General features: G+C 62.3%; 11 protein-coding genes and 3 pseudogenes. 5 read left to right on the top strand and 9 right to left on the bottom strand.

Annotated features, from left to right (window positions below; genetic code table 11):
• Nucleotides 1-213: 213 nt before the first annotated feature.
• A complete protein-coding gene (locus B586_RS13895; RefSeq protein ID WP_054879645.1) occupies nucleotides 214-1,020 on the bottom strand; it encodes a TetR/AcrR family transcriptional regulator in 807 nt (268 codons plus the stop codon).
• Nucleotides 1,021-1,187: 167 nt separating this feature from the next.
• Between B586_RS13895 and B586_RS20275 the strand changes: the two are divergent.
• The 3 genes and pseudogenes from B586_RS20275 to B586_RS13880 form a co-directional block, all read left to right on the top strand.
• A pseudogene (locus tag B586_RS20275) lies at nucleotides 1,188-1,547 on the top strand (SDR family oxidoreductase); the annotation flags it as partial.
• Nucleotides 1,548-1,585: 38 nt separating this feature from the next.
• Nucleotides 1,586-1,905 (top strand): annotated as a pseudogene (locus B586_RS20270) (dihydrodipicolinate synthase family protein); the annotation flags it as partial.
• Between the two features lie 171 nt (nucleotides 1,906-2,076).
• Nucleotides 2,077-3,297: a cytochrome P450 gene (locus B586_RS13880; protein ID WP_054880904.1), complete on the top strand. Its 1,221-nt coding sequence runs from the start codon at nucleotides 2,077-2,079 to the stop codon at nucleotides 3,295-3,297.
• 72 nt (nucleotides 3,298-3,369) lie between these two features.
• Here B586_RS13880 and B586_RS13875 read toward each other — a convergent pair whose 3' ends face one another.
• From B586_RS13875 to B586_RS13850, 6 genes are all read right to left on the bottom strand, one after another.
• Nucleotides 3,370-3,657: a WXG100 family type VII secretion target gene (locus B586_RS13875; protein ID WP_054879647.1), complete on the bottom strand. Its 288-nt coding sequence runs from the start codon at nucleotides 3,655-3,657 to the stop codon at nucleotides 3,370-3,372.
• A 69-nt stretch (nucleotides 3,658-3,726) separates the two neighbouring features.
• The gene (locus B586_RS13870; RefSeq protein ID WP_054879648.1) at nucleotides 3,727-4,026 is read right to left on the bottom strand and encodes a WXG100 family type VII secretion target; all 300 of its coding nucleotides are present in this window, start codon (nucleotides 4,024-4,026) and stop codon (nucleotides 3,727-3,729) included.
• Nucleotides 4,027-4,104: 78 nt separating this feature from the next.
• Nucleotides 4,105-5,307: a PPE family protein gene (locus B586_RS13865; RefSeq protein ID WP_054879649.1), complete on the bottom strand. Its 1,203-nt coding sequence runs from the start codon at nucleotides 5,305-5,307 to the stop codon at nucleotides 4,105-4,107.
• 49 nt (nucleotides 5,308-5,356) lie between these two features.
• Complete coding sequence (locus B586_RS13860; RefSeq protein ID WP_047315799.1) at nucleotides 5,357-5,653, bottom strand: PE family protein; 297 nt, start codon at nucleotides 5,651-5,653, stop codon at nucleotides 5,357-5,359.
• 412 nt (nucleotides 5,654-6,065) lie between these two features.
• Nucleotides 6,066-6,626, bottom strand: a complete 561-nt coding sequence (locus B586_RS13855; protein ID WP_047315862.1) for a hypothetical protein — start codon at nucleotides 6,624-6,626, stop codon at nucleotides 6,066-6,068.
• Between the two features lie 53 nt (nucleotides 6,627-6,679).
• Entirely contained in the window at nucleotides 6,680-7,429 is a 750-nt protein-coding gene (locus tag B586_RS13850) for a hypothetical protein (RefSeq protein ID WP_054879650.1), read from the bottom strand.
• 187 nt (nucleotides 7,430-7,616) lie between these two features.
• Here B586_RS13850 and B586_RS22805 point away from each other — a divergent pair.
• A pseudogene (locus B586_RS22805) lies at nucleotides 7,617-7,739 on the top strand (acyl-CoA dehydrogenase family protein); the annotation flags it as partial.
• A gap of 4 nt (nucleotides 7,740-7,743) precedes the next feature.
• Here the strand turns inward: B586_RS22805 and B586_RS13845 are convergent.
• A complete protein-coding gene (locus B586_RS13845; protein ID WP_054879651.1) occupies nucleotides 7,744-9,705 on the bottom strand; it encodes a SpoIIE family protein phosphatase in 1,962 nt (653 codons plus the stop codon).
• A 716-nt stretch (nucleotides 9,706-10,421) separates the two neighbouring features.
• On the opposite strand from B586_RS13845, the gene B586_RS21640 reads away from it, so the two are divergent.
• Nucleotides 10,422-11,201 carry a DivIVA domain-containing protein gene (locus B586_RS21640; RefSeq protein ID WP_054879652.1) on the top strand — a complete coding sequence of 260 codons (780 nt, stop codon included), beginning with the start codon at nucleotides 10,422-10,424 and terminating at the stop codon, nucleotides 11,199-11,201.
• A 767-nt stretch (nucleotides 11,202-11,968) separates the two neighbouring features.
• On the opposite strand, the gene B586_RS13830 is transcribed toward B586_RS21640, so the two are convergent.
• A complete protein-coding gene (locus tag B586_RS13830; RefSeq protein WP_047314363.1) occupies nucleotides 11,969-12,256 on the bottom strand; it encodes a WXG100 family type VII secretion target in 288 nt (95 codons plus the stop codon).
• Nucleotides 12,257-12,302: the final 46 nt, after the last annotated feature.

The raw sequence follows: 12,302 nt of genomic DNA, 5'->3' as shown, positions 1-12,302 counted from the left end.
TGCGAAGGTCAGCGTGGCCGGTCCCCATGTCTACCAGAAAGCATTGGAGTGCAACGATTCTGCCGACATCAGGGCCCAATTCACGTCCTGGAGCTTTGGCGAGAACATGCGTCGGTGGGGTTGCTCGGCTCGTTCGGCACCGTCGGCGGTTACTTCGCTCACGCCGCTATCGCTACCTCGGTAACATCGGCCCGACAGAGTACAAAACGTGCTTCAACGAGCTGCGATCGACTTGGTTCGCCCGCGTTGACTTGTTGACTTAGCTGCTTTGCGTGGCTGGGCGGGCACCGACTTGCCCGCTGGTGCGCCCTCCTCGATCAACCGGCCGGCGTGGTCGAGGATGCAGTCGAGGCCGTATTCGAAATTGGTTTCATCAGGGGCCCCAATGTGGTGTCCCTTCTTGGTCACTTGAGCAATCAGCGGCGTGGTGGCGGGGTCGATTGCCACGGCGTCCTCGATAGCACGTGAACCGCTATCGGGCGACTGGTTTTTCTCGTAGAGCCGGTGCAGCACCACTGATCCGCGGACGTGGACCGAAACCGCGGAGTAGGTGTCGAAGGCGTCCTCCGGCGATAAGCCGGCCTGCACCAGATTGGCGATCGCCCGTTCCATCTCTTGAGCGCCCAGGCGTGCCGCTTTGGGACTAAGAGCGGCTCGAATCAGAATCAGATCGCACAGTATTGGGTTGCCCATGAACGTTTTACGCATCAGACGGGCGTGGTTGCGCAACGTCTCGCGCCAGTCGCTGGCTTGCACGTACGGGGTGGCGAATACGTACTTGCTCAAGGCGCGGTCGGTCATCGCGTTGAGCAGATCATCCTTCTTGCGGAAGTACCAGTAGATACTGGTGACACCGACGCCGAGGTACTTGCCGAGCAGCGGCATGCTCAGGTTGTCGATCGATACTTGTTCTGCGAGTTCGAATGCGCCGCTGATGATGTCGTCGGGATTGATGGATCCGCGTTCGCGTCGCTGACGCTTGTCGACGGTTGCCTGCTTGGCCACTACGGGCACCTCCATCAAGATCCAATGTTGCGCATACGGCCCGAGTCACCTCAGCGGCCCAAGCAAATCTACCGGCAGTTGTTTGCCCGCCTGCACATACGCGTACGTGTCGCCTTTCGGTGTGCTGTGCCATTCTCCGGCTGCTACTGTAATTCCTATCGTAGGCTTTCTGATAAATACGGCTGGACGCCGCGGTGACAGACTTGACAGGTCGTGGTAGCCCGGATGCCGTCGGCCTGGTAGCTCGGTGAACGATGGGACGGTCGTCTCAATGTGCTCATCAATGCTGGACCGAGTGTACAAGGCAGCTTCGACGATCTGACCGACGAACAGTGGCGCCAATCCGTCGACGAGGGCGTGACGGCGACGACCCTTGTCGCCTGATGGCGGCCATCGCCAAGCATTTCGGACATCTGGCTCAACTGCCCCGAGCAGGCCTGCCGGAGCAAGTCGGACCGGTCGTCGCATTCCTCGCATCGCGACGCAATTCCTACATGACCGGAGCCAACATCAGCGTCGACGGTGGTTCGGACGTCACGTGATTTGATTCGGAAACGCTTGGCGGACAGGAGGAGTAGATATGACGACGGCCGGTACGGCCCGTGCTTGGGCACCCGGCGCCTTGCCGGGAATCGGCGACTCCCGCTACACGCCATTCTGCGGCGAGGGCGGTGAGGACATCGACTGGGGTGCCTACCGCACGCTCGTGCGCTACTGCGTCAGCGATCCCGGACACCCGATGTTGTGGTGTGCCAGTGGTATTGCCGAGTTCTGGTTATGATCCTCCATGAGCGGAAACGCTTGCTGGAGGTAGCAATCGAGGAGGCGCGTAGCGCTAATCCGCACATCGTCGTGCAGGCCTGCACCTCGGCCATGACGGCGAAGGACTGTTTGGACTTGGTCCGGGCCATCGGTTCGACTTTCGACATCTCTCCGCCTTATGTACTGGATTACTTACTGTAAAGTCGTCGCATGGGTGGTGGCCCTCGCCTCAAGATCGACGGGAGTATCGCCGAGAATGACGCCGAACTGGCAGCGGCCACCGCTGCCTCACCAGTGAGCGCAACGGTGATGGACGAGGCTGCCAAGTTATTGGCAGATCCGTTGGCGTATACCGACGAGCAGCGATTGCACGCGGCACTAGCTCATCTGCGGGCTAGTGCCCCGGTGTCGTGGGTCGACGTGCCAAACTACCGCCCGTTCTGGGCGATCACCAAGCATGCCGACATCATGGACATCGAACGTGACGACCTGCTGTTCACCAACTGGCCCCGCCCGGTCCTGGTGACCGATGCGGCTGACCAGCTACAGACCGCTGCGGGCGTACGCACGCTGATTCACATGGACGATCCGCAGCACAGGGTGGTGCGCGCGATCGGCGCAGACTGGTTTCGCCCGAAGGCGATGCGGGCGCTAAAAGCGCGCATCGACGAACTCGCCAAGAGCTATGTCAACAAGATGATGGTCGCCGGGCCGCAGTGCGACTTCGCCGAGCAGATCGCGGTCAATTACCCGCTCTACGTGATCATGTCGCTGCTGGGCCTGCCGGAGCCCGACTTCCCGCGCATGCTCAAGCTGACCCAGGAGTTGTTCGGTAGCGATGACAGTGAGTTCAGGCGCGGCTACACGAACGAGGACCAGCTACCGGCGTTGCTCGACATGTTCGGTTACTTCAACGGTGTGACCGCGTCGCGCCGCGCGCATCCGACCGAGGATCTCGCGTCGGCCATCGCCAACGCCCGTATCGATGGTGAACTGCTGTCGGATATCGACACCGTGTCCTACTACCTCATCGTGGCTACCGCGGGTCACGACACCACTAGCGCGACCATCTCCGGAGGCCTGCACGCACTCATCGAGAATCCGGACCAGCTTGCGCGTCTGCGTGACAATCTCGGCTTGATGCCATTAGCTACCGAGGAGATGATCCGCTGGGTTACCCCGGTCAAGCAGTTCATGCGCACTGCTGCCGAAGACACCACCGTGCGCGGAATTCCGATCGCTGCAGGCGAATCGGTACTGCTATCGTATGCATCGGCCAACCGCGACGAGGATGTGTTCGACGAAGCGTTCCGCTTCGACGTCGGGCGTGAGCCCAACAAGCATCTGGCCTTCGGCCACGGTGTGCATTTCTGTCTGGGCGCGGCGCTGGCCCGCATGGAGGTCAGCAGCTTCTTCACCGAGTTAGTGCCAAGACTGAAATCCATTGAGCTGACCGGTGATCCGGAATTCATTGCCACGACATTCGTCGGTGGCCTCAAACACCTGCCGGTTCGCTACTCATTGGTTTAAGCGGGCAACGAGGATGCCGATGGGCCGCCCCGGTGCCGACGTTGGCAGGGGCGGCGCTGAGGCGACTCTAGGTTAGGCCCAACTGGAACCGACGGAGCTGTCGGTCTCGGCCATGTTGTTACCGGCGGCTTGCACTTTTTGGCCGTGGGCGTTGGCCTGCTCATAGATCGTCTGGAAGTTGCGTCCCAGATCAGTGATGAACTGCTCGCATGCCGCTGAGCCCTGGCCGCCCCAAAAGTCGGCGGCGTCGCGCACACTGGCCAGGATGGCCTGATGGGTGGCCTCCAACGACGCGGCTTGCGCGCGGATGGTCGCGCCGTGGGCGTCGACATCCCCGAACTGGTAGTTAATGCTGGACATGAGTTTTTGTGCTCCTGAAGTGAGAAAGTGAATGGGAAAAGGGTCGTGGATAGCAGCGGTTTTTCGCCGTTAGCTGCCTTGCAGGATCTGCTGGGAGGCCTGCTCTTGCTGCTCGTAGCGGGTGGCGGCGGCACCGAGCTGGTCACGCACCTCGTGCAGCATGTTCACGATGTTGCGAAACGCCTGATTCATCTGCCCCATGGTGTCAAAGGACGTCGCCTGCGCGGCCCCACTCCAACCTGCACCCGCGATGTTCAGCGTCGAGGCCCACATCTTGTGCGACTCGTCCTCCACGGTCTGGGCGTGCACCTCAAAACGGCGCGCCATATCCCGCATCGCGTGCGGATCGGTCATAAAACGTGCGGTCATACTTTTATCTCCTTCAAGTTGGTTGATGTCGTGGCGAAACCCGCTACGTTGTGGGTCAAACCGTTAGGCCCGCCGCCGTTATCCGCCGGCGAGGTTGCGGGGCATCACGAAAGCTTTCGGTTGCAGGCGCAGCGCAGTGTTGACGCCGCCGATGCCGCCGCTCCCGTTGGAGCCCATAGGCGCCATCGGTAGCCCGTTCATCATCTGCCCGGACCCGCCTTCGGCCGCGGCGGCCATGCTGGTCAGCGGCAATCCGCGCACTTGAGCGACGCCCTGGTTGGCCGTGGCCCATGCTTCGGGCACCCGCAACGAGCCGACCGACGCCGACCGGCCCAAGTTCCCGCTCACATTGACACCCGAACCCAGCGGGCCGCGGCCCATTGACTCGGCGACGCCCTGCATCGCCTTGGCCGCGCCTTCTGCTGCCTTGCTCGCCGTCGGCATGAAGCCCTTCATCATCGAGCTTAAGGTGTTGGTCTGCGACACACCCTGGCCAAGCATCGAAACGCCGTTGTTGGTCATGCCGACGAGGTTGCTCATGGGCGACAAGTGCTGTGCAACGCCCCCCCACAACGGCTTCGCCGCAGTCGTTGCGGGCCCGGAAAGGGCTTGTGGGCTGGCGACTCCCATTGACTTGCTCACTGGTGACGCTCCCAATTGGGACGTGGCGGTTATCCCCTGATTGGTAGCCTGCGCGACTGGGCTGAGTGCCTGCTCGGCCACGAGGGCCGCTGGGGTCAGCCCGAGGTCGCTGACCACCTCCGGCGCCGCCGTAAACGGCACCGTCCCCACCACCGCGGCGACCACGCCGGCCTGATAGAACAGCATCGCCGCCGCGTCTTGGACCCACATCGCAGCGTATTCGGCTTCCTTCTCAGCGATCGCGGGGGTGTTTTGCAAGAAAAGGTTGGTCACGACCAGCGCCGCTGTCTCCACGCGGTTCGCGAACACCATCTCCGGCGGCACCGTCATGCTGTAGGCCGCCTCATAGGCGTCGGCCGCGAGTGTGGCCTGGTTCGCGGTCAGCTCGGCCGCCGAGGCGGTCGCGGTCAGCCAGATCACATAGGGCGTGACCGCCTGCCCCAGTGCTAGCGCCGACAAACCCAAAAACGGCCCCGCTAGCAACCCCTCGATCACCGACTGGATCCCCTGCGCCGCGGTGAACAGCTCGGTCGCCAGCACACTCCATTCCGCGACGGCGGCCAGTAGCGCACCCACACCCGCGCCGGCATACATTCGGGTGGAGTTGATCTCAGGCGGCAACGCTGTGAAATCCAACATCTCGTTGTTCCCTTGGCTCGCTGGTATTCAGTGCAGCTAGCGGCGTCCGCTAGAAACCCACCTGGGTGGCAAGCTCGGTGGTCGCATACGCAAACGAGCCCGTCAGCAAGCTCTGGACAAGCTTTTGGTGAACGACTGCGCCCCGAGCGGCGTGCCCGTGATACTCCTGCGCGTGGGTACTAAAGAACTGCGACAGAAACGCTGACACCTCATCGGCAGCCGGGGGAAGAACAGCGGTGGTCACCGGGGCCGCCGCGGTATTGCTGGCCACCGTGGATACACCGATGCTCTGCAGGACGCCAGCTGCCGCGGTTAGTGCTGTGGGTTGTGCCGTCACAAAGGACATATGAATTCCTCCTCGAAGAACCCAAGCCATTTACCAGGGAGCGATCCAGGACCGCCAATTGGTTTGGCTACTTGCGCTCTCCGCACCCACTGCGCCGGTGGTGCGAACTGGTCTCAATGATCACCGTTACGCAACGCCCGCAACAGGTTAAAACCACCCGAATTGCCGCAGTTTTCGGTGCAAAGTGCACTTATCGGCGCGGTCAAAGGTTAATTCCATCTGAACAAATAAACGCAAGGTAAACAGCACACGAAAGATTCGTAAAATGGGGCAAGGTGATGCCCTGGTTGACTTCGCCGAGCTGTGCCGGGTGCGAGCCTTGGCGGAGAAGATTTGTTACTACTTGGCGCCGTTCCTGCTCAACGCTCAGGCGATCCGCGACGCTGTCGCTGTGGAGCAGCAGCCTGTCCGGCTAGACAGGTTCGAACTTGGTGATCAGCCAGTTGCCGCCGACCCGGGTCAAGCTCACCAGTACGCTGCTGGCCGCCATCGATGGATCGGGGCTGTCTTTGCTGGTGGTGCTCTGGTCGACAAAAACCAGCACGACGGCCGAATTGGGCCGCAGCTCTGACACCGCGGCGCGCATCACGTGAGCGGTGGTTTTCAACGACTTCTGTTTGGCGGCCGGAGCCACGATCTGTTGAGTGAACTGGTTGTAGTAGGACAGGAAATCCCCGGACAGATGCGACCTGGCGGCGGCAAAGTCCTTGTCGAGTGTGTCGGGCGAGTACGACAACAACGCGACCGTCCCGTCGGACGCTGCACTGACCACAGTCCGGGCGACGCTGGAGTCGGTCTGTTGATCGGGCCGGTACTGCTTGAAATACAGCCAGGTCGCCAGACCGGCGGAGAGCGCCGTGAGCAGGACCAGAATCACCGGAACGAGTTTCACGTTACGCAGCCCGCGCAGCCGGTCACGTCGCGACGGTTGGGTCTGCGTGGGGGAGTCGTCAGGTGCGGGGGACTCGGTCACCGAATCATCGACTTCGGTTGTAGCTCGGTCCTTTTCGACGTGCACATCATCCGTCACGGTACGAACTCAACTTTCGACATCTTGTATTGGCCGCCGTCCTCGGTCACGGTTACCCGCAGCCGCCACGCCCGCGGTTCATTTTTGGCGCCTGCGGAATTGGTGATGCGTGACGTTGCCGAGACCAGAACCAAAGCGGCACGATCGCTCATAGACTCGACGGCCGCCGCGTTCACGGTTCCTTGGGTGACAACTTTGGACTGCTCGACCACCTTCGTGAAATCGGCGGCCCGCTTTTGGAAGTCGTCGCGGAATTCGCCCGTGGAGCTGTCAATCACCCGTTGCACATCCTCTTGGGCTTTGTTGAAGTCCAGGGACGTCAGATTGACCACGCCTTGCCTGGCCCCGGCGACAAACGCCGCGGTGCGCTGCTGGCGCTGGGCGGTATCACGGTGTTGCCACGCCATGTATCCGCTGAATCCACCACAGGCGAGGATGAGGACGATCGCGGCCGCTTTAGCAATCGTGGCTAGCGACGGCAGCCGCAACCAGCGGCGCCGCCGTGCAGCAGGCTTCGTTAAGGCCTCGGTTTTGGCGGCTGCGCTGGTCTCGTCACCGGTTTTCGTATCAGCAGCCTCGGCAGGGGCTTGCACATCGCGCCGCAGCCGGGCGGCGCGGGCGCGGGCACGCGCCGCGGCGGCCAATGCCTCGGCCGCGGCGGCTTCTGCCTCGGCCTCCTCGGCCAACGCCATCGCGTCGGCTTTGGATAGAGCCGAATCCGGCTGCCCCTCGTTCGCCTCAGCCATCGCGGTTACAGCTCGTCAACGTCATTATCGACTGAACTCCGGTATCTGTGACTCCTATGACCCATTGCTACCATCAGAGTTGCCAGCGAACTCCGACTAGGACCGATCAAGCGGATAATCTTGCACCCCAACTTGCTCCCCCCTTCCTCCGCAGCGGCGATCGAATGCCTCGGAAGGCCCGGCCGGCATGACCGCTGTTGACTCTCCCGAAAAGATACTCTTCGCCTCAACCACCCACGCCTTTCTGCGTAAAGAAGCTCCGCTGCGCTACGTCCGGGAGCTGCACGCCTCGCGGGTGGTGATCGACCCTGCCGCTATCCCTCCGAGACGAGGTTCTCGGCGTCGGTAGCGGCGACGGGCATCTGGACCAGTGACAAGACGTGGTGGGCTGGGCTGCCTGGCGGTGCTACCAGCACACAGTCGCCACCCTGCCTACGCCCCCGGTCCTGGGCGGCGGCCAGCGCGCTGACGCCCCCCGATCCGAGCTGAGTGACTGCGCTGAGATCAATCGTCAACGGTGCTATGCCGGAACGGCTTTCGACCGTAATCTGGCGGTCCAGGGTGGCCGCGCTGGTAGCGTCGACGTCGCCGCTGACAACGATGCGGCCCGCGTCGACGACCGAGGAGACGAATTCGCAATCGACGGTGCGCTGATAGCTTGCCGGGCCGACCAGTGGGTCGGTGATGAAGTTCGCGGGTCGCGACAAGCGGTGCGTTAAGGAGGCGGTCGTTCCGTCAGCTTCATGCGCGACATGTGTGTGGGTCATCAACGCTTCGGCTATGGCAAGTCCACGACCGCGGCCCCGGTCGCCTGCACGGGAGTCCTTCCACTGTCCATGGTCGGTCACCGAGGCGCGGAGGTTGCCGTCGCCGCACAGCGCTGCCTCGATGACAAGACCGCCGGGAACCTCGCTCGGGTAGCCGTGTTCGACCGCGTTCTCGACGAACTCCGAAATTGCGTGTACGACGTCGCAGATGTCAGCGGCATCGGCGCCGATCTCCGAGAGCCATTCACGAAGCCGGGTCCGAACCGCACGTGCGGCGTGGAGCGTCGCATCCTGCGTCATGCGAAAAAGCGGTGGCGGGGTGCGACGTTGCACCGCCAGAAGCGTGACGTCATCACTGTAACCGGTTGAGCGGAGCAGTAATTCAAGTGTTTCCGAACAGATGCGGTCGATGGGCCGGGCAGGCGTATCCATGACAAAGCCGCTGCCGCCGGCGATATTGGCTGCCAAGTCGGCGAATTCGGCGGTGCTGGCGCCGACCGGCCGGCCCGGTCGTTCGATCAGGCCATCGGTATACAGCAGGATCGAGTCGCCGACGTCAAGCACTTCGGTGCGCACCGGAAATCCGGTGCCGCTTCCGAGTGGACCCGCGCCGGTTGGTTCCAGGTAGCGCGAACTGGCGTCGGCAGTGACCAGTAACGGCGGCGGGTGCCCGGCGGTGCAGTACTGGAATTCACCCGTGATGAAATGGAGCGAGCCCACGCATAGGGTGGCCGACTTCGATCCGGGCACCTGTTCATGGAAGATGTTCACTGCCTCAAGCGCTTCGACGATGGTGTGGCCTGCCGAGATCTGCATCCGCACGGCGGTGCGTAGTTGTGACATCACCGCCGCGGCTTCGACACCATGGCCGACGACGTCGCCGACAACCAGCACCAGCCGATCGCCGAGGGCCATCGCATCGAACCAGTCGCCGCCGGCCGCAGTGCCCTCGGCGGCTAACAGATACTCTGCGGCGATGTCGGCGCCGGGAACAACGGGCACCGACGGGGCCAGCAACGCCTGCTGCATCACGGTGGCTGAATCGCGCACATGGCGGTACCGCTCGGACAGCTCTTCCACGCGTGCCTCGGCGGCCAGCCGTGCCCGCACCCGGTCGGTGACGTCATCGAAGATAAGCTGCACGCCCTCGATCGAGCTGTCCGCCCGCCGGCGCGGCGTGACGAGAAAGTCGAAGAATCGTTCCTCGAGCCCCGAACCGTCGTAGTCAGCTTGCAGCCGCCACTCCGTCCCGCGTTGTGCCTCGCCGGTTTGATACACCCGGTCGAACATCTCATAGATTTTCTGGCCCTCAAGTTCGGGATAGACCTCTCGCGCGGGCCGTCCCACGGTGGTGAGCATTGGATTGAATAAGCGAAAGGCCGCGTTGATCGCGGTGATGCGATGGTCGGGCCCCGCCATGCCAACCAGCATCGCGGGCACGTTCTCGAAAATGCGTCGGACGTCCTCTGCCGCGCCGACCTCTTTGTCCCAGTCCATTTCGGCCGCCATGTGCCCGTCCCTCCTAGGGCTTGCTACGGACCGCTTACGGACCCCTGGTACCAACAAAGCTGCGCTGACGACTTCGCCAGGCACGACTTCCACATTATCAACACGTGTCAAATGGTCGGCGCACCAGATTTCGGCACGTCGCGAGCTGCTCAGTGGCCGTCACGTGTGGTAGAGACGGGCGTGCTCGCCCAGCGGCTTGCGGTCGCCCACGACTAGATCAGGCTGACACAGGCTTGGAGACCTTCATCACCTTCATCATGTTGCCGTCCAGGATCTTCTCCACGTCTTCGGAGTGGAGACCAGACATCTCGTCGACGAACGTGATGCGGTAAGCCCGGCCGAACGAGCTAGCGTTGGAAAATAACCTACGGGACCGTACGTTTGGCGTAGTGAAAACCTACGGAACCGTATTTGCGGGCATCAGTTGACAACAGTCATATTCCGTGAGATTCATAGTCGGTCACGTATGCATTTTGTCAAGTAGGTTTGAATGACGACAGCTTGGCCGTGGGCGGTAGCCGAGATGGAGATGATACGCAAGAGGTATCGATGGTGACGGTGCGAGGGGTTCCCGAAGGTTTGGCGCTGGCCAGTTCGCCGGTGCCAGCGCTGGCTGCTGCGTATGCTGTTGCGGCGCAGGCCATTACAGCCGCGGGGCGGGTGGCGGTTGATGCTGAGATTGAGGTTCGTTTTTGCCCGGCGAGCGGAGACGGCCGATGGCGCTGACTCCTGCTGATGTTCACAATGTTGCGTTCTCTAAGCCACGTATCGGCAAGCGTGGTTACTGCGAAGAAGAGGTCGACCTCTTCCTGGACCTCGTTGAGGAAGAGCTAGTCGGCCACATCGAGAGGAACGCGGAGCTTTGTAGCCTCAATGCCGAGCTCCGTAATCGTGTTGCGGGGCTAGACAAGCGGGAAGCCGAGCTCGCCGACAGGCAAGCTGAGCTTGCGCAGCGATACGCCGCTGTCAATCAGCGTGAACGGCAAGTCGGCGAACAAGAGGCCCGGCTGTGCCAGCAGGAAGCAGCGATCGCCCGGCGGGAGGCTCGGCTGCGTGAGCAAGAAACCGAGATTCGCGAGCGGCAGGACCGGCCAGAGCCGGTCCGCCCCTTTTGCGTCAACGGTGACGCGGCTATGTACCACCTGCCGCAGTCCCACCAGCCTGCGCCGCAAAGCACCGCGCCACATCTGCAGCACGCCGTTGCCCATGGGCCGCTGCACTCCGAGACTGGGCGGACGGTCAGCGCGGTGCACGGTCGGCACCACATGGAGCGGACAGCGATTCGAGCGGTGACCGACATACTCGGTAACAGGATGACTGAGACGGTCTGCGAGTGGATGCGCACCAGCACCGTCAACCACACCAGTTCGGAATTGCCTAGTGAGGCGGTCCCTCCACTGCAGGAACTCATGCGCGAGAATGCCGAACTCACCCGCTCCAATGGCATTCTCAAAGCTGCGGCGGCTCTGCTAGCGGCCGAGCTGGACCGGCACTAAGCACTGCGGCCTGCGGCGCGACGATCAGTCCCTCGGCTGCGATCATTGCCGAGCAGGTTCACCTTCGGTGCTGCTGGTGCTACCTGATGACTTTTATTACTGCGGTGGGTTCGGCGACTCCGCGGGGTCTGTGGCCGGTGAAGTCGCGTAGTGGCTGGTGTGGATTTGTGTACTAGATTCGGGCCGTGGGCCGTGGGTTGCGGTGATGTGCTCGGTGCCAAAGCCATCGACCGCGATCACCCCACGTGGCGATCCACGCAATCAACATCGGCCGCGGGAGTACCGTGAGCCGGTCATCAGGTGAGTTCCATGTGTGATATCGCCGGTGGTCTCGCACAAAGAACTCAACCCTATTGGTTGGTTTGGTCGGTCGCGGGACGGCTAGACCAATGAAATCTGTTGATACACAGCATTGTCGCGATGATGGGAGCGCACGCCTTGAGCCGAGGCTGGAAATTCGTGCGCACCCGGTGTGCACTGATACGGTAACTGAGGCGACCCCGAGCTGGTGCCCCCGGTCGCACCCATCAAGTAGCAGGAACCCAAATGCAGGCGGCTACGCCGCGGCTGTCCCCTGAGCCGAGTGCCATGCCGGCTGCGGGGCCGCCTCTGGATCCCGGAGCCTTTGGTTGTCCCTCACCGCGTAGCGGCACGGCCCTGCCTGTGCCGCTACGCGGTGCTCGGCTCATCTTAGGATCAATCCCCGACAACCAACGTCTTGGTGATTCCCGGGGATTGTCACTTCACCTAACTGGCCGGTGTAGGGGTTAGGCCCATGCGGAACCGACCGAGCGGTCGGTGTCGGCCATGTTGTTACCGGCGGCTTGCACCTTTTGGCCGTGGGCGTTGGCCTGCTCATAGATCATCTGGAAGTTGCGGCCCAGATCACTGATGAACTGCTCGCATGCCGCCGAGCCCTGGCCGCCCCAAAAGTCAGCGGCGTCGCGCACACTGGCCAGGATGGCCTGATGGGTGGCTTCCAACGACGCGGCTTGCGCGCGGATGGTGGCGCCGTGGGCGTCAATATCCCCGAACTGGTAGTTAATGCTGGACATGAGTTTTTGTGCTCCTCAATTGAGAAAGTGAATGAGAAAAGGTCGT

It is taken from the genome of Mycobacterium haemophilum DSM 44634 (genome assembly GCF_000340435.2).
Classification (GTDB): domain Bacteria; phylum Actinomycetota; class Actinomycetes; order Mycobacteriales; family Mycobacteriaceae; genus Mycobacterium; species Mycobacterium haemophilum.
The sequence above is the reverse complement of the archived record's forward strand: the minus strand, read 5'-3'. Positions and strand labels throughout refer to the sequence as shown.

Coding starts and splice junctions, on each gene's coding strand:
- B586_RS13895 (WP_054879645.1), bottom strand. CDS start 1,020: ATGGAGGTGCCCGTAGTGGCCAAGCAGGCAACCGTCGACAAGCGTCAG.
- B586_RS13880 (WP_054880904.1), top strand. CDS start 2,077: ATGGACGAGGCTGCCAAGTTATTGGCAGATCCGTTGGCGTATACCGAC.
- B586_RS13875 (WP_054879647.1), bottom strand. CDS start 3,657: ATGTCCAGCATTAACTACCAGTTCGGGGATGTCGACGCCCACGGCGCG.
- B586_RS13870 (WP_054879648.1), bottom strand. CDS start 4,026: ATGACCGCACGTTTTATGACCGATCCGCACGCGATGCGGGATATGGCG.
- B586_RS13865 (WP_054879649.1), bottom strand. CDS start 5,307: ATGTTGGATTTCACAGCGTTGCCGCCTGAGATCAACTCCACCCGAATG.
- B586_RS13860 (WP_047315799.1), bottom strand. CDS start 5,653: ATGTCCTTTGTGACGGCACAACCCACAGCACTAACCGCGGCAGCTGGC.
- B586_RS13850 (WP_054879650.1), bottom strand. CDS start 7,429: ATGGCTGAGGCGAACGAGGGGCAGCCGGATTCGGCTCTATCCAAAGCC.
- B586_RS13845 (WP_054879651.1), bottom strand. CDS start 9,705: ATGGCGGCCGAAATGGACTGGGACAAAGAGGTCGGCGCGGCAGAGGAC.
- B586_RS21640 (WP_054879652.1), top strand. CDS start 10,422: ATGGCGCTGACTCCTGCTGATGTTCACAATGTTGCGTTCTCTAAGCCA.
- B586_RS13830 (WP_047314363.1), bottom strand. CDS start 12,256: ATGTCCAGCATTAACTACCAGTTCGGGGATATTGACGCCCACGGCGCC.